The sequence below is a fragment of the Leptotrichia trevisanii DSM 22070 genome (genome assembly GCF_000482505.1).
In the GTDB taxonomy this organism is placed as follows: domain Bacteria; phylum Fusobacteriota; class Fusobacteriia; order Fusobacteriales; family Leptotrichiaceae; genus Leptotrichia; species Leptotrichia trevisanii.
This window is the reverse complement of record NZ_AXVL01000009.1, coordinates 83,315-109,511: the sequence shown is the minus strand read 5'-3', so window position 1 is coordinate 109,511 and position 26,197 is coordinate 83,315. Positions and strand designations below refer to the sequence as shown.

Sequence of the window (26,197 nt, the reverse complement as noted above, 5' to 3'; positions counted from 1 at the left end):
TAGAAGGGGACTGGGAATTGATGGTTTGTGAATTTTTAAGGATGAGAGAACAAGTGTAGAAAATGAGGGAGGAATAGAAATGCAACCACAATTGACAGAAAATTTAAAAAATATAATAGCAGGGATAGTGAATGTTGAGAGCAATGATACATGCAATGAGAATGCCAATATGTCTTCAATGACACCAGCAGGACAGATGATGAAGTTTGCAAGTGAAGTGTCAAAGATTTACGCTTTGGAAAATTTGGTGTCGCCAAGATTTAAGGAAGCTCATGAAAAGGGGCTTATTCATATTCACGACTTGGATTTTTATTCCAGCAAGACTACGACTTGTTTGCAGTATGACTTGGCGGATATGTTTGAAAAGGGATTTTATACAAAGCATGGATATATTCGTGAAGCACAGAGCATTTCCACTTATGCGACGCTTGCTACCATTATTTTTCAGACAAACCAGAATGAACAGCACGGCGGACAGGCAATACCCGCATTTGATTTCTATATGGCAAAAGGTGTGTTAAAATCGTTTAGACGGCACCTGAGAAGAAGAATTTTGAGCTTTGTTGAAATTAGAAATGGAGTGGAAATTACGCAGGAATATGAAAAAAATGCAAAAGAATTTCTGTTAAAAAATATTTCATCAATTAAGTGTAATGAAAATGAGATAAAACTGCTTGGAGAACATTTTAAAATAAATAAAAATGACTTAATAAAATTATTGGTAGAAGCATATGATGATACTAAAAATGAAACTTATCAGGCAATGGAAGGATTTTTACACAATTTGAACACAATGCACTCACGTGGAGGAAATCAAGTTGTATTTTCTTCGATAAATTATGGAACGGATACTTCTGAGGAAGGACGGATGGTTATTCGTGAGTTGTTGAAGGCAACTTCCAGCGGGCTTGGAAAAAATGAAACTCCAATTTTCCCAATACAGATTTTTAAAGTGAAGGAAGGGCTTAATTACACTGAAAATGACTATAATTTGGCTCAAAGCGATTTTGATGCGGCTTTGGAAAGTGCAAGAAATCAAAAAATTTCCTATGAGAATGATTTTGAAAATAAAAAAATAAATTTTGAAGCACCAAATTTTGATTTATTACTGTTGTCTTGTGAAACTTCGAGCAGAAGACTGTTTCCGAACTTTGTATTTTTGGATTCAGAATTTAATAAGCATGAAAAATGGAGAATGGATGATCCTGAAAGATATAAATATGAAATTGCTACAATGGGCTGCCGAACACGTGTCTTTGAAAATATAAACGGAGAAAAAAGCAGTCTTGGACGTGGGAATTTGTCGTTTACGAGCATAAATTTTCCTAGAATTGCAATTTTAACAAGAAAAAATGTGGAAAATGAGATTGCAGAAATGGAAAAGGCTGGCAAATTTGCAAATGAGGAAGAAAAAAATAATAAAAAAATTGAATTATTGACAGAGGAATTTCAGGAAAAAGTGCTGGAACTGACTTATCTTGCAGGAGAACAGCTTTACGAGCGTTACAATTTCCAGAAAACAGCTCTGGCAAAGCAATTTCCATTTATGAGAAGCAATAACTTGTGGAAGGGGCTTGGTGTAAAGGATGGAAATGAGGAAGTGGGGGAAGCGATAAATACAGGTTCACTTTCGATAGGATTTGTAGGTGGAGCAAATGCGATGTATGCCTTGTTTGACGCAGAACATGGAACAAGTGAAGTTGCTTATAAAACACTTTATGATACGATTGAAAAAATGGGATTTGTTGCAGATGAGTTCAGGGACAAATATCATTTGAACTATTCGATTCTGGCAACTCCTGCTGAAAGTCTGGCTGGAAGATTCCTACGTATTGATAAAGATGAGTTTGGAGTAATTAAAAACGTGACAGACAGGGATTATTATGTAAACTCGTTCCATATTGACGTAAAAAAGGAAATCAGTCTTTTTGATAAAATAAGAAAAGAGGCACCATTTCATAAATTAACAAGAGGTGGACATATCACTTATGTGGAACTGGATGGGGAGGCACGTAAAAATATGGGTGTTATGCTAAAAATTGTAAAAGTGATGAAAGATACTGGAATAGGCTATGGTTCAATAAACCATCCTGTTGACAGATGTAGGGATTGCGGAACGGAAGCGATAATTTATGACAAATGCCCAATTTGTGGAAGCCATAATATTTCCAGAATCAGAAGAATAACAGGTTATCTAACTGGAGATCTGGACAGCTGGAACAGTGCAAAACAGGCTGAAGAGCATGACAGAGTAAAACACGGGGTAAAATAATTTTGAGATTTGTGAGAAAGAGGTAAATTAAAGTGAATAAAGTCAAAGTCAAAACATCAGAAAAAAATTTGAAAAATGATTTTACATTAAGGCTTTTAATGACTTATAAGGAAACAATCGTTGATGGTGTTGGACTTAGATATTCGCTTTATTTTGCCGGCTGCTCTCATGCTTGTCCTGGTTGCCATAATGAGTATTCATGGAATCCGAAGCACGGAAATGTACTGACTTATGAAAAATTGGAAGAAATTGCCAAGGAAATAAATGAAAATACATTACTTGACGGAATCACAATAAGTGGAGGTGATCCACTTTTTAATCCAGTGGATATGTTAAAAGTGCTGAAGTTTTTGAAAAAAAAGACAAAAAAGAATATTTGGCTTTATACAGGTTACACACTTGAACAGGTACGTGAAGATGAACTTAGAAGAAAGTGCCTTGAGTATGTGGATGTTTTGGTGGATGGGCGGTTTGTGAAGGAGCTGTATGATCCAAACTTGAAGTTCAGGGGGAGTAGCAATCAGAGAATTATTAAAAAAGAGGATTTTTTTATTTGATTTTGTTAGGGAGCTTTTATTATGAAAGTTCTTTTTTCTTTTTTACCTACTTAAACTTTTTCAAAATTTATTTAATAGTTGTAAAAATAGAGAAAAGATGATAAAATAGTAAAAATATCAATGTTTAGAAATTTTTATAATTCAGAAGATAAAATTTAAAATCAAAATGGAGGAATAGAATGACAGAATTAGAAAAATCAAAGGAGATTATTCAATATATTGCCGATGCCAAGAAAACGACACCTGTGGAACTTTACACAGATGAAGAAATAAAAAATACCTATTCTTGTAAAGTTATTGGAAAAGAAGGGTTAAAAGTTGTATTCGGCGACTGGGAAGAAATTGAAAAAATTATTAATGAGAATAATCTGTCAAATTATTATTTAAAAAATGACAGAAGAAATTCTGGTGTGCCTATGCTTGATATTAAAAATATTAATGCCAGAATTGAGCCAGGAGTATTTATACGTGATAAAGTTAGCATTGGGGACAGAGCCGTTATTATGATGGGATCAGTTATAAATATTGGTGCTGAAATTGGTGAAGGAACAATGATTGATATGAATGTTGTGCTTGGCGGACGTGCAAAAGTTGGTAAAAATTGCCACATCGGAGCAGGAGCGGTGCTTGCAGGAGTTATTGAGCCGCCTTCAGCAGATCCGGTGGTTATTGAAGATGACGTTGTTGTTGGAGCAAATGCAGTTGTACTGGAAGGTGTGAGAGTAGGAAAAGGTTCAGTTGTTGCGGCTGGGGCTGTTGTTACGGAAAATGTGCCGGAAGGTGTTGTTGTGGCTGGAACACCTGCCAGAATTATAAAAGGTGTGGATGCAAAGACAGCTTCAAAGACAGAATTAGTTGACGCATTGAGAAATATTTAGCATTTTTTTAGAAAAGTGCAAATAAAAAAGACTTTATTAAATTTTTTTACACGACTTTATAAGCAAAATCAAATTTGATGATGGTACAATAATTCAGAAATAATAAATATTACAATATAACTTTAAAATTGAATTTAGAATTAAAAATATTCAGCTTTAGAGATAATTTACTATTGTTTTAGATGTAGTTTATATAAAAATAATTTAGGAGGAAAAATGAAGAAATTATTACTAATAGGAGCAATCTTAGTAACAGGAGCAATTTCATTCGCTGATGCAAAATCAGATTACGAAAGTGCGGTAAAATTAGCAGGGCAAAAAAAAATTACAGAAGCTGTAAAAGTGTTGGAAGGTGTTGCAAAAAGTAATGATGCCGGATATGCACAAAAAGCAAACTTGGAATTGGGAGCATATTATTTGCAAAATAATAATATAACAAAAGCAAAACCTTATTTACAGGCAGCATGGGGAAATGGACAATCTACAAGTCCTGAGGCTGTGGAAGCAGCTAGATTACTATATTTAGTAGGAATCCAGCAAAAAAACAAGACAGAGGCTGAAAAATACATCCTTTGGACAGATCAAAAATCAGGTGGAACAAATGCAGACATCGTATCAAGTCTAATTATTTTCTACTTTGATAACAACGAACAATCAAAAGGAACTGCAAGATATAATAAAGCAGTGCAATCTGCAAATAAAGATTTCGTAGCGGAAGTAAATTACAACATCGGGCAATATTATTTAACAAAAAATAACACAGCTCAAGCTAAATCATATTTACAAAAAGCATACACTGGAGCAACTGATCGTGTAAACGGAGCAGGAATTTTACTAGCTGAAATCGCTGTAAATGAAAAAAATCCAGCTCAAGCTGAAAAATATCTACTGGATATGAACACAGCAGCAAAAGGTAAGAATGGACAAATCTTAGGAATGTTAGGGACTTACTACCTGCAACAAAATAATCCTGCAAAAGCAGAAGAATATTTGGCAAAAACAGTAGCTGTAGAACCTAAAAATGCAAGTGCAAAAATCTTATTATTAGGAATTTATGAAGTACAAAACAACACTGCAAAGGCAAACTCAATTTACAACCAATTAAAATCAGCTACACCAAAAGTTACTAACAAACAAATTGGAACTTACTTTGGAAGCGTAGGGGCATCAGCATTATCTGAAAAATATTTACAAAAAGCAATAACTGAAGATAAAGATAACAGTGCAAAAGTTATTTTAGGACAGGTTTATGCAGGGCAAGGTAAAAAAGCTGAAGCAGTTAAAATTTTACAAGAAGCTGTAAATAACAAAGTAAACGGAGCAGCAGAAGTCTTGAAACAAGTTCAAGCAATGAAATAAATAAAATAAAAAATTGTAAACTACAAAATTATCTGATATAATTAGGCAAGGAATCTTAACTTTTAATGTTGAGGTAAATTGCCTATTTTTTTGAAATTTTTACTAAAAAATTTTAAATCTATAAAAAAGGAAGTGAGGACAATAAATAAAAAAATAGTATTGTTAGGTTTAATAATAAGTAGTTTGGCATTAAATGCGACAAATTATAGAACAGTAAGAGAAGCTGTAAAAACGAACGCTGCTACAAAATCAACAAATAATCAAAACACAAAAAATAACACGGCAAATGAAGTTATCATTCCAAAAGGTTTGAAGCCGGGAGATACAATCGGTTTGATTGCACCTGCAAATTATACTAATGAAAATAGCAATGCGGAAGTTGAGTATTTAACGAGTCGTGGTTTTAATGTTGTATATGGGCAGTCGTTTTATTCGAGATGGTATGGATTTGGAGGGACTGACAGTGTCAGGGCAAAAGATATAAATGATATGTTTGCAAATCCAAATATCAATGCAATTTTCGCTGTGCGTGGTGGATATGGTGGAATCAGAATTGTAGATAAATTAAATTATGATATAATCAAAAAAAATCCAAAAATTATTTCAGGATTTAGTGATAATACGACATTATTATTGGCAATCAATGAAAAAACAGGGCTTGTAACATTTCACGGGCCTATGGCAGATAATTTGAAAAATATTCCTCCAGTTACGGAAAATGCTTTTAATAAAGCCTTTACAAGTAATGAATCCTATAATCTGTTAGGATTTGATGATACATATACAATTATGAAAAGTGGGCGTGGGAGCGGGAAAATTACTGGTGGAAATTTATCATTGGTAGTTGCGACACTTGGAACGGATCACGAGATTAACACAGATGGAAAAATATTATTTCTTGAAGAAACAAACGAAGCAAGTTATCGTGTGGACAGAATGTTAAAGCAATTAAAGCTGGCTGGAAAATTTGATAAATTACAGGGAATCATACTGGGGGATTTTAAGAATCCAAAACAGTCAGATCCGACAGATATGACGATTGATGAAGTTTTTTATGATAATTTTGGAAAATTAAATGTTCCGATTGTAAAAAATTTCAAATCTGGGCACGTGCGTCCATTTATTGCTATACCAATTGGAGCAAAGGCAGTAATGGATACTTACAAGCGTGAGATTATGATAGAAAAGGCTACAAAATAGAACAAATAAAAATACACTATCTAATAAAGCAAAATTTATTTTTTAGTGTATTTTTTATTATTATTTTTTTGATTTAGATTATTTTAAGATTCCAATTAAATCTGTCAACAGGAATGGAATAAATACTTCACCATCAGCAAAATTTGAAGCCTCACCTTTATTGTAGAATAATACTAAAGAGTCATTTTGTAGATAGAAGTTCTGATTTTTTGCAATTGCATCAAAGTTATCTATTTGCGGCAATCCGAATTGTTTGAATCTGTTATTAATAACTCCTTTTAACTCTTCATTAAATCCGTTTGTGAACAAATCTTTAAGCTGTAATGGTCTTCCATTTTTTAAGTTATATGAAATTGCATTATAAAGTTTTGTTTTTTGCCCTGTATCAGTGTCTATAAGATTAATTGTGAATAAGACACTTAAATATGTGCTGTTGCTGGCTGTAACTTCATAAGTACCAGTATAACTAATGTGTTTTGTAGATTTATAGCCTGAAATAAACTTGTTCATAGTTGCGTTCATATTTTTAATGACATCTGAATTTCCACCTAAAAATGTTGGATAGGAAATTCTTGATTTTCCTAAAACTTTTGTTCTTTGGGCAGTTTTCACAATACTTTTAGATGTTGGGGAAAATCCTTGGAATGTAAAAGTTGTGTCAATTTTTTCTTTTGCAAATGACAGATTAAATAAAACCAATGTCATAAAGAGCAATGTTAATTTTCTCATTTTTATAATCACCTCAGAAATTTTGTTTTTTATTTTTTCACTAAAAAATTGAATTTTATTTCTAATCTCAATTTTGAAGTTATTTTAATATATTATATACTATATTTGATAAATAAGCAAACTTTTTTCACCATATATTTTGATTTTTCTGACGCAGGGGTATCAGACACCATGCCCTTAAAATTATAGAGGAAACATTTATTAATAGCAATTTGTTTTATAAAAATAAAAAATAATAGAAAGAAAAGTTAAAAAAGAATTGCAAAATTGTACTAGAAAATATATAATTATATATATGTAATTGAAATTTTATAATGAAGCAAAAAATGAAAAAATTATAAGATTTCTTAATTTGGAGGGAAAAATGACAAAAAATATGAAAACAATGGATGGTAACCAGGCTGCTGCTCATATAGCATATGCGTTTACAGAGGTTGCGGGAATTTATCCGATTACTCCGTCGTCAACTATGTCAGAGCTTGTAGATCAATGGGCATCATACGGAAAGGAAAATTTATTTGGAATGCCGGTAAAGGTTGTGGAAATGCAATCAGAAGCTGGAGCTGCAGGGATTGTACACGGATCGCTTCAGACAGGGGCTTTGACTACGACGTTTACTGCTTCTCAAGGATTGTTATTAAAAATACCTAATATGTATAAAATATCTGGGGAATTGCTGCCAGGGGTAATGCATGTTGCGGCAAGGGCAATTTCTACACAGGCGTTATCAATATTTGGAGATCATCAGGATATTTATGCGGCTAGAATGACAGGATGGGCTATGCTTTCGACAAGTTCGGTTCAGGAAGTTATGGATCTGGCTGGAATTGCACATTTGGCGGCAATTAAGTCGAGAGTACCTATTATGCACTTTTTTGATGGATTTAGGACTTCGCATGAGATAAATAAGATAGAAGTTATGGATTATGAATTTTTGGAGAGTCTGCTTGATAAAAAAGCTGTGCAGGAATTTAGAGAAAGAGCCTTAAATCCAGAAAATCCTGTAACAAGAGGAACAGCTCAAAATGATGATATTTATTTTCAGGCAAGAGAAGCCCAAAATAAATTTTATGAAGCTGTACCTGATATTGTAAATGACTATATGAAAAAGATTAGTGAAAAGACTGGACGGAATTATGCACCTTTTGTTTATTATGGCTCAGAGACTGCTGAAAGAGTTATTATTGCAATGGGTTCTGTAAATGAAACAATCAAGGAGGTTGTGGATTATCTTAATAAAAATGGCGAAAATGTGGGAGCATTGAATGTTCATTTATATCGTCCATTTTCTAGCAAGTATTTTTTTGATGCAATGCCGAAAAGCGTTAAAAAGATTGCTGTGCTTGACAGGACAAAGGAGCCTGGAGCATTGGGAGAGCCATTATATATGGATGTAAAGGCACTTTACTATGGAAGGGAAAATGCACCTGAAATTGTTGGTGGAAGATATGGATTGTCATCAAAGGATACATCTCCTGAACAAATTGTGGCAGTATTTAAAAATCTTGCACAAAAGGAACCTAAAAACAACTTTACAATCGGAATTATTGATGATGTTACATTTACATCTCTGGCACTGGAAGATGAAGTGTTTACTGGAAATGAGGATGTGAAAGGTTGCCTGTTTTTTGGACTTGGTTCGGATGGGACAGTTGGGGCAAATAAAAATTCGATAAAAATTATTGGAGATAAGACAGACTTGTATGCACAAGGTTATTTCGCATACGATTCTAAAAAATCAGGGGGAGTAACACGTTCGCATTTGAGATTTAGCAAAAAGCCGATACGTTCGACTTATCTGGTAAAAAAACCTAATTTTGTTGCCTGTTCAGTGCCTGCGTATCTGGGAAAGTACGATATGATTTCAGGCTTGCGGGAAGGTGGAATATTTTTACTGAATACAATATGGGATAAGGAAAAATTAATAAAATATGTTCCGAATGAGATAAAAAGGGAACTGGCACGTAAAAAAGCTAAATTTTATCTTATAAATGCAACAGAAATCGCAAAGGAAATTGGGCTTGGAAATAGAACAAACACTATTATGCAGTCTGCCTTTTTCTATTTGTCTGAGGTAATTCCTCATGATGAGGCAAAGGAATATATGAAAGAATATGCTGAAAAAAGTTATGGAAGAAAAGGACAGGATATTGTGCAGAAAAACTGGGATGCGATTGACAGGGGAATTGAAGGGCTGGACGAAGTTGAAGTATTACCAGAATGGGCAGATCTTGAAGTTGATGAAAAAATCATTGACGATGCAAAGCCTGAATTTGTAAAAAAGGTTGCTGATCCGATTAACCATATGAAAGGTGAAGAATTGCCAGTTTCAACATTTTTAGGACGTGAAGACGGAACATTTGAACATGGAACTACACATTATGAAAAAAGGGGGATTGCTGATGAAGTGCCAGAATGGCAGCCCGATATGTGTATTCAGTGTAACCAATGTGCTTATGTGTGCCCACACGCTGTAATTCGTCCTTTCTTGATTGACGAGGAAGAAATGGCAAAAGCTCCAGAAGGAATGCCGACAATAAAGGCATTGGGACGTGGAATGAACGACTTGAACTATAAAATTCAAGTATCACCACTGGACTGTACAGGATGTAGTGCCTGTGTAGATGTATGTCCTGCTCCTCGTGGAAAAGCCATCATTATGAAACCAATTCAATCTCAAATTGAAAGAAACGAAATTGAATACACAGATTACTTATTTAACAATGTTTCATACAAAGATAAAATTTTAGGGAAAAATACTGTAAAAGGCTCACAATTTGCAAAACCACTGTTTGAATTTTCGGGAGCGTGTGCAGGCTGTGGAGAAACACCTTATATTAAATTGGTAACACAGTTATTCGGAGAACGTATGATTGTGGCAAATGCGACAGGATGTTCTTCAATTTATGGAGCGTCTGCACCGTCAACACCTTATACAACTGCTGAAAGCGGCTGCGGGCCTGCATGGGCTTCTTCATTGTTTGAAGACAATGCTGAATATGGATACGGGATGTTTCAGGCTGTAAACACAATTCGGCACAGAATTTTAAAAAGAATGGATGAAATAAAGGCTGATGTTTCAACGGAACTTTCTGATTTGTTCATTTTATTTGCAGAAAACTTTGATGATGGGGACAAAACAACAGAAATACGTGATGAACTGGTAGCTTTAATGGAAAAGGAAAATTCTGGGAATACAAACGAAAAAGTAAAAAGTAATATAGCTGAAATATTGGAATTGAAACAGTATCTAATCAAAAAATCTATCTGGATGTTTGGTGGAGATGGTTGGGCTTACGACATTGGATTTGGCGGGCTTGATCACGTGCTGGCTTCTGGAGATGATGTTAATATTCTTGTACTTGATACTGAAGTTTACTCAAATACAGGAGGACAGGCTTCAAAATCTTCAAGAGCAGGAGCAGTTGCAAAATTTGCAGCATCAGGAAAACCAGCAAAGAAAAAAGACTTAGCCGCAATACTGATGACTTACGGAAATATCTATGTTGCCAAAGTGTCAATGGGTGCAAATCAGAACCAGACACTAAAAGCAATAAGAGAAGCCGAGGCTTATCCAGGGCCATCAATAATAATTGCTTATTCACCTTGTATAGAGCATGGAATAAAAGCTGGCATGGGTAAATTCCAGACGGAAGAAAAATTGGCAACAGAAGTAGGATATTGGCCAATTTTCAGATACGATCCAAGACTCGCTGAAAAAGGGAAAAATCCGCTGCAGTTAGATACACGAAATCCCGCTTGGGACAAGTACGAAGATTTCCTGCTGGGAGAACGAAGATATGCAACCCTAGCCGCAGAGTTCCCTGAAAAAGCAAAAGAATTACTGGAAGCAAACCTAAAGAATGCCAAAGACAACTGGAATTACTACAAACGAATGGCAGCAATGGATTATTCAGTAGAAGAATAAAATTATAATTTACAATTAAAATAAAATTTAATTTTTATAAAAAGAAATTCCCCTTTATTTTAGGGGTTTTTCTTATTTTTTGGAAAAAATTGAAATAACTAGCATTTATTTTGGTAAAAAAATGTGGTAAAATTATTAAGTATAAAAAATAAAAAGGGGAAAATATAAAAGAGGAGAAAACTATGAGAAATACTAAATGGGCAACAAAAACTATTCCTAATCCACGACAGGAGAGGGAATACATTGAAAAGGACAACAATCAAAAAAGTGATGAAAAAACAAAAAAATTGAAAAAAACTAAGACTAAAAAACAGAACTTTGAAAATACAAATTTGAGTTCGGTAATTGATAATGATATTTTGAAAATACTTTATTCAAGGGGGATAACGACAGAAAAGGAAGTAAGGGAGTTCTTAAATCCGAAACTTGAAAATATTCAGAATCCTTATGGATTGCAGGATATGGAAAAGACAATTTTGGAAATTGAAAAGGCAATAAAGGAACAGAAAAATATTTGGATATACGGGGATTATGATGTGGATGGGATTACTTCGACATCTATTTTGTATATGGCGTTAAAGGAGCTTGGGGCGGAAAATGTGAATTATTATATTCCGATTCGGGATGAAGGGTATGGGCTGAATAATGAGGCATTGAAGAAAATAAAGGAATCTGGGGCGGACTTGGTAATTACTGTGGATTGTGGAATCACGGCGTTTCCTGAAGTGGAGTTTGCAAATTCTATAAACTTGCCGATAATTATTACGGATCATCACAATTTACATGGGGATAAAGTTCCAGACGCTATTACGGTTGTGAATCCAAAACGTCCTGAAAATGAATTTTCCTTTGAATTTCTAGCGGGAGTTGGGACTATTTTTATGGTAATTCTTTGTTTTTATGAAAGAATTGGGAAAAAGGCAAAAGCATATAAATATCTAGATTTAGTAGCAATTGGTACAGTTGCCGATATTGTGCCGCTGGTGGAAGAAAACAGGATTTTGACAAAATTTGGGCTGGAGCAGCTTAGCCGTTCTAAAAATAAGGGGCTTAGATTTTTACTGTATAAATTATTTAGTATGCAAAATTCAGATTTTAATGAGAAAACTGAGTATAATTCGTATGATGTGGGTTTTATCATAGCACCTGTCTTTAATGCGGCTGGAAGGCTTAAAGATGCAAAAATGGTGGTAAAATTGCTAATTTCGGATAATGACAGGGAAATTGAGATAATCGTAAAGGAATTGATTAATAAAAATTTTGAGCGTAAAGAGTTACAGAATGAAATCGTGGAAAAAGTAGAAAAACACATTGAAGAAAGTGATTTGAAGGAAGATTATGTGATAGTAGACTATTCGCCTGAATATCATCACGGTGTAATTGGTATAGCGGCTTCCAAAATTGTGGATAAATATTACAAGCCTGCGATTATCATTGAAGTGAAGGAAGATGAAGGAATAGCGGTTGGATCGTGCCGAAGCATTGGGAACTTTAATATTTTGGAAGCATTGCAGTCAATGCCTGAACTTTTTGTAAAGTTTGGGGGACATTCTGGAGCGGCTGGATTTACGATTGGAATAAAAAATTTGGAATTATTTAAGAAAAAAATAAATAAATTTGCAAAAACAAAATTAAGGGAAGAGGATTTTGTAAAAATAATAGAAATTGACAAGCAAATCCCAATTCAAAAGGTTTCCTACGAATTTTTCCAAATAATAGAACTGTTAAAGCCATTTGGTTTTGGAAATCCAATGCCGACTTTTAGGACAAATAACGTACTTTTTGAAAATATAAAGTTCATTGGAGAAAATAAAAATCATATAATGTTTGACATAAAGCAAAAAGGATTTTTTAATAAAAATGCTGTCTGGTTTAATTCTGGCGAATATTTTAAAGAGCTGAACGAGAATTTGTTTTACGATATTGTTTATAAATTAAAGACAGAAATGTTTCAAGACAGATATTACACAAAAGTGTATGTTGAGGATGTGAAAGTATCGCAGTTGAAGGATGACACTTTGTCTTATTATCATTCGCTTTTTAACACATCTTTTCCGATGAAGTCAGTATTTTACACAAATATTGAGCTGGAAATGGAAAAGAAAATTACAATGAAAATGGAATTTGATCAGGTTTCACTTTTTCAAGGAAGAAAGTTCGTTGGACGGCTTGATTACAGTGTTTCCAACTTGTTAATTCTGTTAAGTCGTTATTATAACTGGAATTTTAGTGTAAAAATTGAGGATGTGAAGCAGGTTTCAAACCATAATATCGTAAATATATTGATAAAAAGGGATTATAATTTCAAGTGTTATGATCACACGCAAATTGGCGTTTTTAAGAAAATAAAAGAATTTCTTATTGGAAAAATGGAGTATAATTCACAGACTAAAGGATTGCTGGCACAGTTTTTTAAGCAAAATAAAAACTTGATTATAAAAAATATTTTTGACGAAAATGAAAAATATAAATACAAAATGTCAAATTTTGAAAACTTTTTACTGACAGTTGGAATTTATTATAAAAAAATGACTGATAAAAAAAGTCAAATTGTAATAAGTTCAGATAAAAAGCCAATTTTTAACAATTTTATAAAATCATATTTTGATATAAATGAAGAATATTCTGAAAATGACTATCCGTTTACATTGTTTTATAATTACAAAGATATAGAAGAGCTGAAAAATATTATAAAAACTGATTTTTCAATGCAAAATGAAATCAATTATGAAATTGAGGAAAATAGCCAAAATCTTGAAGTTAATGAAGAGCCAAAACAGCTGGAATACAAGAAAGTTGAAAAAATAGAGTTTAAAAATAATGAGAATGTGGAAAACTCAGAAAATATTGTGGAAAATCAGCAGGAAAAACTTGAAAATTCAAGTCAAATTGAAAAGCAGGAAGTAGAAAAAAGATTTTGCATAATTGTAAATTCTGATGATTTTATGATAAAAACGGATAATTTAGGCAAAAATAATATTGAGGAAATAAATTCTCAAATTGAAGTACCGCAAAATATAACATTTTTGGAAAATTCTACGAAAAAGGAAAGAAAAAATGCAAAAAATATTTTTGTGGGATATTTGCCAATTGAGGAAAAAATTAAGTTGAAAAAGTTGCTTTTGAATGGGGAAAAGATTTACTCTGATTATTCGGTTAATGAGATTTTGTAAAAATAAAGATGACATAAATATTTAAGTAGCAGGAAATCTTGATTTCTTATCAAAAATCGGATAAAAAAAGTATTGTAAGATAAGACATATATGACAAGAATATACAAAAAAGAAAAGATAAAATCAAGAAACATAATATGAATAAGATTTTATAAACTTTTTCAAACAATATATTTTAAAAAAATAGGAGAATGTATGAAAAAATTAAAAAAGGCTATTTTGGTTTACAATCCAAAATCTGGTAATGCCAATACAATTTTAAATAATTTTGACTTAATTACGACAAAATTGCTGGAAAAAGAGATTACTTTGACACTTTACAGCATAAATGAAGATTATGACTTATTTACGAAAATTTTACAAAATGAAAAATATGACATTTTGATTTTATCAGGCGGAGATGGAACGTTAAGCCGTTGTTTAAGCGAACTTTATTGTAAAAATATCGAATTTCCAGAAGTTGCAATATTTCCGACAGGAACATCAAACGACTTTGCAAAAGCATTGAAAATAGAAGAAAATATCGAAAACTGGATAGAGAAAATTACTAAAAAAACTGCTAAAAACATTGATTTTGGAATAATCAATGGAAAAACTGTGTTCTTGTCTTCGTATGCTGGCGGATTATTTACCAAAATTTCCTACAATACAGACAAGACACTGAAAAAGACATTTGGGAAAGTTGCCTATTACATAAATGGACTTGGAGAACTTACAAATATAAAGACTTTTGACTTGGATATTGTGCTGGATGGAAATGAGAAAGTGAAGGAAAAGGCTATTTTGTATGCAATTCTGAATGGAAAAAGTGTCGGTGGATTTGAAAATGTAATTGATGAAGCCAGTATGAATGATGGATTTATGGATATTCTAATTGTAAAAAACATTGACAACCCGCTGGATATTCCAAAAATCCTAATCGACTTAATGAACAGCAACCTAACAAACAACGATTACATCCGAACTTTACAAGCCAAAAAATGCAAAATAAAAAAAGTTACAGAAGAAATTGACGTAAGCATTGATGGAGAAGAAGGGGAAAATGTGGATGTAACAATTGAATTTATTAGTGGAAAATTAAAAGTTTTTTGTTAAAAAAATTTGCAATATAAGTGAACTTTACTAAAAAAAATAAAACAATCAATTGAAATTTGGGAATTATAAAGGTATAATATAATAAATGAAAAATTGTATAGGAGTTGGTTTTTGTGAAGAAATTGATTTTGATTGTAATACTTGGAATGATAGTAGTGAGTTGTGAACTTTTTGATAAAAAAAGATGGGAAAGAATAAATCGAGAAGTGCTGAAAGAGGTGTGAGATGTTATAGAGAGAATGGGTATTATCAATGTTGGGATAGATATGGAAATCGAACTTACTAATGTGTGATTTTGGGGATTTTGCTTTCTTTTTGTTTTTTGAAAATTTGAGGATTGAATTTTTAACAAAAAAATGATATAATAATCTTGAATGAAAAAACCTGTTCAGGTTAGTGTAAAATTAAAAATGTGAAAAAAAGGCTTTATTCTTTGTTGAATAGGGCTTTTTTTTGTGATATAATTGTCTGTCAAGGAACGCAACCTTGATTACACTTTCTTGAACAGGGGGTGGTAATAATGGCAAATTGGGATTTGACTGTTTTGGCAGTTATAATCACATTGTTTTTGATTTTTAGCAGTCAAAAATAGCAGTTGAATTCTTGTCTTATTGTCCTCACCTTTTGCCTGCCAGTTGAATTTAGCTGGCAGGTTTTTTATAATTTTAAAATTATGTTGCTAATGAAATAAAATAGATTGATATTAGAAAATTTTGTTACAAGGTTAAAAATTAAAATGTGAAATGTCAGGTTATAATAAAAAAAGATAGTTTAAAATTTCAGTAAACTTTCTCTAAAAAAATTTTGAATTTCTGGGAAAATGTGGTATAAATATAATATATAAAAATTTATAAAGTATGGAGGAAGAATTATGAATGGATATTTGAGTCTTGTCTTGCATGCACATTTACCATATGTGAGACACCCAGAATATAAAGAATTTTTAGAAGAAGATTGGTTATATGAAGCGATTACAGAAACGTATGTTCCTCTACTAGAAATGTTTGAAAATCTGACAAGGGATAACATTCCTTGGAATATGACAATCACAATGTCTGGGACACTTGTGAATATGATGAATGACAGTTTATTACGTGAAAGATATATTCATCATATAGATAAATTGATTGAATTTTGTGAGAAAGAAGTGGAAAGACTTAGTCCATATCCTGATATGTTAAATGTTGCAAAACATAACTTATGGTTCAACACAAGAGCAAAACAAGTATTTGAAGAAAAATACAACAGAGATTTAGTGGGGGCATTTAGAAAATTCCAAGATCAGGGGAATTTGGAAATTATTCCAGTTACTGCGACACACGGATTTCTGCCAGTTATGAAAGATTATCCAGAAGCAGTAAATGCTCAAGTCTTTATGGCTAAAAAAGATTACATCAAAAACTTTGGAAGAGAACCAAAAGGAATCTGGCTAGCAGAATGTGCTTATTATCCAGGACAAGATAAATATTTGGAAAAACATGGGATAAGATACTTTTTAGTTGATGCACATGGAATTATGCACAGTGATCCACGTCCAGTTTATGGTATTTATTCGCCAGTCTATACAAAAAACTATGTAGCGGCATTTGCCAGAGATCTGGAATCTTCTGAACAAGTTTGGAGTTCTGAGTCTGGTTATCCGGGAGACGGACTTTATCGTGAGTTTCACAAGGATGCTGGATATGAGCTGGATTATGAGCTTGTAAAACCATATTTACATAGTGATGGAGTACGAAGAAATATCGGAGTAAAATATCACGCAATAACTGACAAAAAAGGAACTTATAAAGCAGTTTACAATCCAGAAGCAGCAGCAGCCAGAGCTAAAGAACACGCTTACAACTTTGTCTTCAACCGTTCAAAACAAATAGAATTTTTGGCTTCAAAAATGAAATACAGAAAACCAATTGTAGTATCGCCATATGATGCTGAATTATACGGACACTGGTGGTATGAAGGGCCAATATTCCTAGAGTGGGTATTCAGAGCAACAGCAGAATCTAATTTTTCTACAATAACACCATACAAATATTTAGAACTATATCCGACAAATCAAATAGTTGACGTAAGCATGTCAAGCTGGGGAGCAAATGGTTATTATGATGTTTGGATAGATGGCTCAAATGACTATGCCTACAGACATTTACATAAAGCCGCACAAAAAATGATAGAACTAGCAAACGGAAGAGAACCATACAATGAATTAGAATACAGAGCATTAAATCAAGCCGCAAGAGAATTATTAATGGCACAGACTTCCTGCTGGGAATTTATAATGTACACGGGAACAATGGTTGGTTATGCTCACAAAAAAATAAGTGATCACGTTCATAGATTATTCAAAATTTACGAAGATTTTAAAAACGGAAGATTAGATGAAGGATGGATAAATGAAATCGAAAGCAGAGATAATATCTTTCCTGAAATTGAATATAGAATGTATAGAAGTGATTGGTTATAATTTAAAATAATAAAAATTAATATAATTTGAGGAGTGTTTTTTATAATTTTTATAAGAACATTCCTTTTTAATATTAATTAAATTGATAAATATTTTTTGTTTGTTGCTTTTAAATGAAAATTATTATAAAATATATTCAAAAGTTTAAATATTTATCTAAATTATTTTATTTAAATTTACTTAGGTTATTTTAGTTAATAATTGTTTTTTATTTATTTTAAATGTTTTTTCTTTTTTTTTAACGTAAAGGGGATCAGTCGCCATCCCCTTTACAATCCTGGCTCGTCTAAGCATTTTTTTGAAATAAAAACTAAACTCGCTTTTTAATAAGAGTTTTTATCAACTCTTTAAATAATAGCAATTTCAATATTTTGAAAAAGCTCAGACAGTAGTTTTCATTCCAAAAAAATCACGACAAATTTTTTAAGTTTTATAATTTACAGCGGTTTTATGAAATTAGAATGTATTTTGAAAAGTACAAAAAATCAAACAAAATTTCGTTAAAGAAAAAACATATAAATACAAATAAGAAAAATAATTGTTAATCAAAATAATTTTGAAATAAAAAAGTAATAAATAGAAAAACAGTATTAGAAAAAATCATTTATTTTAATATTAATAATAGAAAGAGGGAGAAAAAAGAATGGAGAAGATAATAGGGATAAATCCAGTGATTGAAGTGTTGAAATCGGATAAAAATATTGAGAAACTGGAGGTTTATAAGAAAATAAAAAAGGAAACAATTAAGGAAATATTGAATCTGGCATGTAGAAGGAATATAAAGATTTTTTATACAGATAGACGGACTGAAAATTCACAGGGAGTTGTGGCACTTGTTTCAGAATTCGATTATTATGTTGATTTTACTGCATTTTTGGAAAAACTTTTGAAAAAGGAAAAATCTATAGTTGTTGTGCTGGATCAGGTTCAGGATCCGAGAAATTTTGGAGCGATTATAAGAAGTGCGGAGTGTTTTGGAGTGGATGGGATTATTATTCAGGACAGAAACAGCGTGAAAGTTACGGAAACAGTTGTAAAATCATCGACAGGAGCGATCGAGCATGTGGATATTGTAAAAGTTACAAATATTTCTGATACGATTGACAAATTGAAAAAATATGGATATACAGTTTATGGTGCAGAAGCTGATGGACAGAATCATTACTATGAGGAAAATTATCCAGAAAAAGCATGCCTTGTGCTTGGAAGCGAAGGGAATGGAATGCGGAAAAAAGTGAAGGAACATTGTGACAAAATTGTAAAAATACACTTGAAGGGGGAAATAAACTCGCTGAATGTATCTGTGGCTGGGGGAATAATATTGGCGGAGATGTCAAAGTAGAAAAATTTTTTATTAATAAGCGGTTGGAGTAAAAAAATCCAATTTTAGATACTTGAAAATTAAGAAAAAATATGGTATTATTATATGAAATATTGAAAATAATCATAGTTATAAATAGAAAGGAGCATAGATACATGAAAAAAGATTTACATCCATCATACGGATTTGTAGTATTTGAAGATACAAGTAACGGAGAAAAATTCTTAGGAAAATCAACTAAAACTTCTAAAGAAACAACAACTTTTGAAGGGCAGGAATACCCAGTAATAAAAGTTGCAACAAGTTCAACTTCTCACCCATTCTATACTGGAAAATCTAAATTTGTTGATGAAACTGGAAGAGTTGATAAATTTAAGAAAAAATACAACTTATAATTTTAAAGATATTGGAAACAGGGATGAGTTATTATTATTCTCTGTTTTTTATTTTATATTATTATTTTTTAATAAATTTTAATAGTTGACAATGTATTTAATATTTGTTATTATATATAAAATAATTAGTAGGATAGTAGGATAGAAGGAAATTTAATTTTATTGAAAAATAAAGATACAAACGTAATTTAGTAGTTTAGGAAAATTAGTAGTGTTGAAGATTTGAAGGATTTACAAAAAAATAGAGATTTATAGTTAATTGATTTTAAAAATATTTTGAAAAATTTAGGTAATTTTGAAATTAATTAAGTATAATGCTGGATGTAGAGGTTTGAAATATAATAATTGCTTAAAATAATTTTTGTAATTTTAATTTGTTTAGGTAAGTTTTATAAATTTTGGCTGTGTAAATAAACTATTAAAGTATCGTAAAATGTAGAAATAAATATTGTGTATAAATATTATCCTCTCCTAAAGTTATTTTAAGAGAGTTTTTTTTTACAAAAATTTATCTAAAGAAAAAAAAGAAAAGAGGTAGAAAAAATGGTTATTACAACTACAAATGAAATTCAGGACAAGAAAGTTGTGGAATATAAAGGGATTGTCTTTGGAGAGGTTATTTCAGGAATTAATATGTTTAAGGATATGGGGGCAAGTTTGAGAAATATCTTTGGGGGAAGATCTAAAGGGTATGAGGATGAACTTCTTTCAGCGAGAACGAATGCTTTGGAGGAAATGAAAACTAGGGCTGCGGCTTTGGGAGCAAATGCCATTATTGGTGTGAAAATGGACTATGAAGTGCTGGGAGCAGATAATGGAATGCTTATGGTAACTTGTAGCGGGACGGCTGTAATTGTAGGATAATTTGAAAATTGTACAGTAAAATTGTTTTGTAATAAATGATAAAAATTAAAAATATAGGCGATTGAAAAGTAATAATATAAAAACCTGACTAGATGCAGTGTTGCTATCTAAAATATTAAAATTTCATTGTAAAAATACTGGAGAAAAATGGTAGAAATTAGAACTGTAAAAACATTGTGATTATTAGGAATTTTAGACTTTTACAAATGGCTAAAAAATTAAAAATAGAACAGGAGAAAAAATGATGATTATTAAAGTAGATGGTGGAATAAATGAGAAAATCTTGGAAAAATTGATAAATAGATTGGAAACAGAAAATAATGTGAGCGTTAAATTGATTGCTGGCAAAGAATATTCGATTTTGGGATTAGTTGGGGATATTAGTACAATTGATATAAAACATATTCAGTCGCTAGATTATGTGCTGGATGTGCAAAGGGTTCAAGAGCCGTATAAGAGAGCAAGTAGAAAATTTAAACCTGAGGACACTATTGTAAAAGTAGGAAATGTGGAAATTGGTGGAAATAATCTTGTGATGATGGCAGGGCCTTGTTCTGTGGAAAATGAAAAACAGATAATTGATACGGCAAAAGCTGTCAAAGCGGCTGGAGCGAATATTTTAAGAGGTGGAGTTGTAAAACCGAGAACATCGCCTTATGCGTTTCAAGGACTTGGAATGGAGGGTATTGAACTTATGAAAAAAGCAAAAGAGGAAACAGGACTTCCAATAATTTGTGAAGTTATGTCAATCGCTCAATTGCACGAATTTGGCCCACATCTTGATATGATTCAATTAGGTGCGAGAAATATGCAAAACTTTGATTTGTTGAAGGAAGTTGGAAAAACAGATATTCCAGTATTGTTAAAAAGAGGATTGAGTGCAACAATAGAAGAATGGTTAATGTCGGCAGAATATATTTTGGCTGGTGGAAATGAAAACGTAGTTCTTTGTGAAAGAGGAATCAGGACTTATGAAACAGCGTACAGAAATGTATTGGACTTGAATGCAGTACCTATGATTAAAAAATTGACACATTTGCCAATAATTGTAGATTCAGCTCATGCAACTGGAAAATACTGGATGGTAAAACCGCTTGCAATGGCAGGAATTGCCGCTGGAGCAGATGGACTTATGGTAGAAGTGCATCCTGAACCGGACAAGGCATTGTCAGATGGGCCGCAGTCATTGAAATTTGAAGTGTTTGACGATTTAATGCAGGATGTGGAGAAAATTGCGAATGTGTTGGGGAAAAGTTTTAAATAAATTTATTAGAAGGTTGTAAAAAATGAAAAGAAAATGGCTATTATTACTAATTTTAATTTTTTCGATTAATTCTTTTTCTAAAGAAACTTATACTAAAGAAGAAAAACAATATTTAAAACAAATTGAAAAAGGAGATAAGGATTCACTATTAAAATTAAGTGATTATTATTTTCGAAATAGAAAATTTGAAGAATCTGAGAAATTATTATTAAAATATGAAAAAGAAAATAATAACTTAGGAAATAGTAGAGAAATAAAAGAAAAAATTATTTCATTCTATAGATATTGGAGAGATTCAATAGTGCGTTCAGTTTTAAAAGTAAATAGAGAGAAAACTAAAGAATTAGAAGAGAAAATTATTGAACGGTATAATGACTTAATAAAATCTAATGATGTAAAAGCATTGAATGATTTAGGAGAATTTTATATTTGGATAAAACAGGATGAAGAAGGAAATAAGTTATTGAAAGAAGCTGCTGATAAAGGATATAAGCCAGCTCAAGAAGCTTTAGAAAGGCAAAAGAAGGATAAAAGTTTTGGGGAACAAAAATTACAAGAATATGAAAATAATTATAAGGAAACAGGTGATGTTAGAGATTTGAGAATATTAGCATATTCTTATGTGAGTTTGAAAAAATATGACTTAGCAGAAAAAACTTATTTACAGTTAATCGAATTAGAAGACTATCAACCCGATTATGCTTCATTAGCCCAAATGTATGATTATAAAACTCAAAATTATGAAAATGCCATAAAGTATTATAAATTGGCAATACAAAAAATATCTAATAAAAAACAAAAGTTTGATGCACGGGATTATTGGATTAGAATAGGAGATATGTATTTTTTACAAGGTAATTTTATTGAAGCTGAAAAGGCATATAAAAACTCTATGGCGTTTAAACATTCAACTGATGGTAAAACATACGAACGAAATATGTTAATAGAAATTTATAAGTCACAAGGAAGAACGGAAGAAATGAAAAAATTGGAAAAGCAAAATAAAAGCTGGTGGAATAATTAAAATTTTGATATTTTTCATATAATATTTAAATTGAAGTAGCTGTTTATAAGAAAATTTGTAAAAAGGGGTGTTTACAATTTTGAAAAAAATAGAAAATTTAACAGTAACAATAGTCGGACTCGGAGTAATCGGAGCAGCTTTTGCACAAAGTTTTAAGGAAATGGGCATTAAGACTGTTTATGGGATTGATATTGATGAGGAAACGATAAAAAAAGCAGAAGAGAAAAATATGATAAATAAAGGATTTCTGGAAACTAGGGAGCCTTTGGAAAAGTCGGATTTTGTAGTTATTACTCTTTATCCGAATTTGATGAAGTCGTTTTTTGTGAATAATATTGATTATTTTAAGGAAAATGCGATAATTACTGATGTTGTTGGAATTAAAGAGAAAATTATCAAGGATATTGATCCAATTATTGAGAAGAGTGGAAGAAATATTGACTTTGTTTTTGGACATCCTATGGCGGGACGTGAGAAACGCGGGATTGATTTTGCAGACAATCGAGTGTTTAAAGATGCAAATTATATAATTATTAAGGATGAAAAAAATAAAAAGGAAAATCTGGAACTGTTGTCAGAAATTGTGAAGCGAATGGGATTTAAAAAAGTCAGTTTTCTTACAGCACAGGAACATGATGAAATTATTGCATTTACGAGCCAGCTTACCCACGCAATTGCAGTTTCGCTCGTAAACAGCGATAGTGAAAAGTACGATACAAACCGGTTTATTGGGGATTCTTACCGAGATTTGACAAGAATTGCAAAGATAAATGAAGATTTGTGGGCAGAACTTTTTATGGGGAATAAAAAAAATCTTTTGAAAATGATACAGCAGTTTGAAAGGGAGCTGGATGTAATAAAAGATGCCTTGAACAATAATGATTTAGGAACTTTAAAGGAAAAATTCATAATTTCTACGAAGCGTAGAGAAAAAATTGATTAAGGGAACTTAATTTGGGAGGAATAAAATGGAAAATAACCCTGAAAAGAAAAAATATTTAAAAACATTGGTTGGTGATAATGTTTATCTTTCGCCAATTTCTCTTGATGATGTTGAAGAATATACTGAAATGATAAATAATATAGAAGTTTCAGTAGGACTAGGATGTGTTGTTTATACAAATATTATGGATTTTGAAAGTGAAAAAGAATTATTAAATTCAATCAAAAAAGAGAAAATATTTGCTGTCAGATTATTGGAAAATGATGAACTTTTGGGAAATGTAGGTTTTAAATCAGTAGGAGAGATACATAGAACAGCTGAAATGGGAATTATGCTTGGAAATCCAAAATATCAGCGAAAAGGTTATGGAATGGAAGCTATAAACTTGCTACTTGATTACGGCTTTTCATTTTTAAATCTGAGAAATATATCGTTAAATGTATTTGAATATAATGAGGTTGCTTATAATTTATATAAAAAAATTGGCTTTAAGGAAGTAGGAAGGCTTCGAAAAGCTGTAGAAATTCTGGATGAAACTTATGATATAATTATAATGGATATGTTAAAAGAAGAGTTTCAGTCGATTTATATAAAAAGGGAACTTAAAAAAAGATATAATTTAAAATAAAAATTTATATAGTAAAATCATTTTAAATGTTTGAATTTAGTGGTTTTGCTATATTTTAATATACAAATAATTCGTTTTAAGAATTTATTTACATATTTTGATTAATAATTATTTATCAAAAGAGAGGATGGAGAAAATTATGGAAATATTGAATGTTGGATTGGGGGAAAATTCTTATGATATTGTAATTGGAAAGAATTTTTTTGAGAAATTTCCTGAATATATTGAAAAGATTTATAATGGCAAAAAATTATTTGTGATTACTGATTCTAATGTGGATAAGATTTATAAAAATGAATATGAGAAAATGTTTAAAGGGTTTGACTATACGATTTATGTGCTAGAAGCAGGAGAGAAAAATAAGCATATTGGAATAATGCCTGAAATTTATTCAGCAATGGTAAATGCAGGGCTTACAAGAAAGGATATGGTTGTTGCATTTGGTGGCGGAGTTGTTGGAGATATTGCCGGATTTGCGGCTGCCAGTTATATGCGTGGGATTGGATTTATACAGATACCGACGACGATTGTTTCACAGGTTGACAGCAGTGTTGGCGGAAAAGTCGGTGTTGACTTGCCGGAGGGAAAAAATCTTGTTGGAGCGTTTCATCAACCTAAGCTTGTTTTAATTGATAATTATTTTTTGAATACATTGACGGACAGATATTTTTATGATGGATTTGCAGAAATTGTGAAATATGGATGTATTTATGATAAGAAGTTTTTCGACAGACTTGTGGAAATAGTGGAAACAGTTGAAGTTTCTTATGATGATGAAAATTATAAACAGAAATTGCGTGAACATTTGATGAAATATGTGAATGAGATTGTTTACCGTTCATGTGAGATAAAAAAGGAAGTTGTGGAAAAAGATGAGAAGGAAAGTAATTTGAGAATGATATTGAATTTTGGACATACTATCGGACATGCAATAGAGCAGTTTACAAATTATGAGAAATATTCACATGGGGAAGCAATTTCTGCTGGAATGGTGGACATTACAAAAATTGGGGAGAAAAAAGGGTTTACTAAAAAAGATGAATTTTTAAAAATTGAGAAATTGTTGAAGGCATTGAATTTACCGACTGAGATTGAATATCCGAAAGACAGGATTTCTGAAATTATGAAAAGGGATAAAAAAAGTACGAGTGATGGAATTAGTTTTGTAATTCTGAAGGAAATTGGGGAAGTTGAAATTAGAAAGATAGGGGAAAAGGAGATTTTTGAGTAAATTTTAGGTTGTGAAAATGAAAGTGGTTAAGTAAAGAAACTGAAAAGATCAGACGCTGTCTGACTTAATTTGAAATATTAGAGGAGTGAAAAAATATGTTACAGGAAAATTTCAAAAAAGTGGAAAAGGCGAACTGGTTAAAAATAATTTTTAATTCGGCAAAATTTTTAATTTCTTTGCTGGTATTAAATATAGGAGTAGTTTTATTATTTACAGTCGAGATTAGCAGAAATTTTTATATTTCTACTGTTATGATTTTTATAGTTTTATTAATTATATTGGCTATAGTAGATTTCTTTGTGTTTTCATATTATAAAAAGAAATATCCAAACATTTATTTTTATGATGATGGTTTTAGCGTAGGAAAAAATGAAAAAAATTATTATAAAAATTTGAAATACTTTTTTTCAAAAGAAGTGTATATGGTAGGAAATACATTTTCAGCCATTTTTTTCAAATCTAACGAAGGAAAGTGGGAAAAAATTAATGCAGGGGGGTATAAAAAAGATGCTTTTGATTTATTTCAAGAAGATTTTGTAAAACAGAATTATCCAAGTGCGTTAGAAAATATTGAAAATGGTAGAAATGAGGAATTTCCATTTAGAAAATCACATAAATTAAGTTTCAGTTTTTTCTCAGATAAGAAGCAAATTGAGAATTTTGATAATTTAAAGAAAATAAAAGTTTCGAAAGAAAATATTACATTTGATGATGAAGTTTATGAATGGGAAAATTATAAGGTTGGAGTGACAGACGGTGTAATTTATGTGAAAGATTTAAAAGATGCTATTATTTTAGCTTTTGGAAACGAAATGGAGATTTTCTGTGAAAATCTGTTAGTCTTTTTAATAGAAAAACTGAATAAAAATTAGATG

Annotated in this window: 19 protein-coding genes; 18 read left to right on the top strand and 1 reads right to left on the bottom strand. The window is 31.4% G+C overall.

The window, feature by feature from the left end:
- Window positions 1–79: 79 nt before the first annotated feature.
- The 5 genes from K324_RS0102850 to K324_RS0102830 all read left to right on the top strand — a co-directional run bounded on the left by K324_RS0102850 (window position 80) and on the right by K324_RS0102830 (window position 6,266).
- Window positions 80–2,272: an anaerobic ribonucleoside triphosphate reductase gene (locus tag K324_RS0102850; RefSeq protein ID WP_051354378.1), complete on the top strand. Its 2,193-nt coding sequence runs from the start codon at window positions 80–82 to the stop codon at window positions 2,270–2,272.
- Window positions 2,273–2,304: 32 nt separating this feature from the next.
- The gene (nrdG, locus tag K324_RS0102845; RefSeq protein ID WP_036095023.1) at window positions 2,305–2,829 is read left to right on the top strand and encodes an anaerobic ribonucleoside-triphosphate reductase activating protein; all 525 of its coding nucleotides are present in this window, start codon (window positions 2,305–2,307) and stop codon (window positions 2,827–2,829) included.
- A gap of 179 nt (window positions 2,830–3,008) precedes the next feature.
- Window positions 3,009–3,707 carry a 2,3,4,5-tetrahydropyridine-2,6-dicarboxylate N-acetyltransferase gene (gene dapD, locus K324_RS0102840; protein ID WP_026747819.1) on the top strand — a complete coding sequence of 233 codons (699 nt, stop codon included), beginning with the start codon at window positions 3,009–3,011 and terminating at the stop codon, window positions 3,705–3,707.
- Window positions 3,708–3,923: 216 nt separating this feature from the next.
- Window positions 3,924–5,066 (top strand): tetratricopeptide repeat protein, encoded by a 1,143-nt coding sequence (locus tag K324_RS0102835; protein ID WP_026747818.1) that lies wholly within the window; start codon window positions 3,924–3,926, stop codon window positions 5,064–5,066.
- A gap of 90 nt (window positions 5,067–5,156) precedes the next feature.
- A complete protein-coding gene (locus K324_RS0102830) occupies window positions 5,157–6,266 on the top strand; it encodes a S66 peptidase family protein (RefSeq protein ID WP_248615327.1) in 1,110 nt (369 codons plus the stop codon).
- A gap of 78 nt (window positions 6,267–6,344) precedes the next feature.
- Here K324_RS0102830 and K324_RS0102825 read toward each other — a convergent pair whose 3' ends face one another.
- Window positions 6,345–6,995 (bottom strand): RsiV family protein, encoded by a 651-nt coding sequence (locus K324_RS0102825; protein ID WP_026747816.1) that lies wholly within the window; start codon window positions 6,993–6,995, stop codon window positions 6,345–6,347.
- Window positions 6,996–7,359: 364 nt separating this feature from the next.
- Between K324_RS0102825 and nifJ the strand changes: the two genes are divergently transcribed.
- From nifJ to K324_RS0102755, 13 genes are all read left to right on the top strand, one after another.
- Window positions 7,360–10,923 (top strand): pyruvate:ferredoxin (flavodoxin) oxidoreductase, encoded by a 3,564-nt coding sequence (gene nifJ / locus K324_RS0102820; RefSeq protein ID WP_026747815.1) that lies wholly within the window; start codon window positions 7,360–7,362, stop codon window positions 10,921–10,923.
- Between the two features lie 182 nt (window positions 10,924–11,105).
- Complete coding sequence (gene recJ, locus K324_RS0102815) at window positions 11,106–14,096, top strand: single-stranded-DNA-specific exonuclease RecJ (protein ID WP_026747814.1); 2,991 nt, start codon at window positions 11,106–11,108, stop codon at window positions 14,094–14,096.
- Window positions 14,097–14,291: 195 nt separating this feature from the next.
- Window positions 14,292–15,191 carry a diacylglycerol/lipid kinase family protein gene (locus K324_RS0102810; protein WP_026747813.1) on the top strand — a complete coding sequence of 300 codons (900 nt, stop codon included), beginning with the start codon at window positions 14,292–14,294 and terminating at the stop codon, window positions 15,189–15,191.
- Window positions 15,192–16,062: 871 nt separating this feature from the next.
- Window positions 16,063–17,652 carry a glycoside hydrolase family 57 protein gene (locus K324_RS0102800; protein ID WP_026747812.1) on the top strand — a complete coding sequence of 530 codons (1,590 nt, stop codon included), beginning with the start codon at window positions 16,063–16,065 and terminating at the stop codon, window positions 17,650–17,652.
- A 643-nt stretch (window positions 17,653–18,295) separates the two neighbouring features.
- Window positions 18,296–18,994 carry a 23S rRNA (guanosine(2251)-2'-O)-methyltransferase RlmB gene (gene rlmB, locus K324_RS0102795; RefSeq protein ID WP_026747811.1) on the top strand — a complete coding sequence of 233 codons (699 nt, stop codon included), beginning with the start codon at window positions 18,296–18,298 and terminating at the stop codon, window positions 18,992–18,994.
- A gap of 134 nt (window positions 18,995–19,128) precedes the next feature.
- Window positions 19,129–19,368 carry a type B 50S ribosomal protein L31 gene (locus K324_RS0102790; RefSeq protein ID WP_006806019.1) on the top strand — a complete coding sequence of 80 codons (240 nt, stop codon included), beginning with the start codon at window positions 19,129–19,131 and terminating at the stop codon, window positions 19,366–19,368.
- A gap of 543 nt (window positions 19,369–19,911) precedes the next feature.
- Complete coding sequence (locus tag K324_RS0102785) at window positions 19,912–20,232, top strand: putative heavy metal-binding protein (RefSeq protein ID WP_026747810.1); 321 nt, start codon at window positions 19,912–19,914, stop codon at window positions 20,230–20,232.
- 244 nt (window positions 20,233–20,476) lie between these two features.
- Window positions 20,477–21,496: a 3-deoxy-7-phosphoheptulonate synthase gene (gene aroF / locus K324_RS0102780; RefSeq protein ID WP_026747809.1), complete on the top strand. Its 1,020-nt coding sequence runs from the start codon at window positions 20,477–20,479 to the stop codon at window positions 21,494–21,496.
- A gap of 22 nt (window positions 21,497–21,518) precedes the next feature.
- The gene (locus tag K324_RS0102775) at window positions 21,519–22,520 is read left to right on the top strand and encodes a tetratricopeptide repeat protein (RefSeq protein ID WP_026747808.1); all 1,002 of its coding nucleotides are present in this window, start codon (window positions 21,519–21,521) and stop codon (window positions 22,518–22,520) included.
- Window positions 22,521–22,599: 79 nt separating this feature from the next.
- Window positions 22,600–23,463: a prephenate dehydrogenase gene (locus K324_RS0102770; protein ID WP_026747807.1), complete on the top strand. Its 864-nt coding sequence runs from the start codon at window positions 22,600–22,602 to the stop codon at window positions 23,461–23,463.
- Between the two features lie 25 nt (window positions 23,464–23,488).
- Window positions 23,489–24,091, top strand: a complete 603-nt coding sequence (locus tag K324_RS0102765) for a GNAT family N-acetyltransferase (RefSeq protein ID WP_026747806.1) — start codon at window positions 23,489–23,491, stop codon at window positions 24,089–24,091.
- Window positions 24,092–24,230: 139 nt separating this feature from the next.
- On the top strand, window positions 24,231–25,322 hold the full coding sequence (gene aroB, locus K324_RS0102760; protein WP_026747805.1) for a 3-dehydroquinate synthase: 1,092 nt from the start codon (window positions 24,231–24,233) through the stop codon (window positions 25,320–25,322).
- Window positions 25,323–25,417: 95 nt separating this feature from the next.
- Window positions 25,418–26,194, top strand: coding sequence for a hypothetical protein (locus K324_RS0102755; protein ID WP_026747804.1), 777 nt, complete (start codon window positions 25,418–25,420; stop codon window positions 26,192–26,194).
- Window positions 26,195–26,197 lie beyond the last annotated feature (3 nt).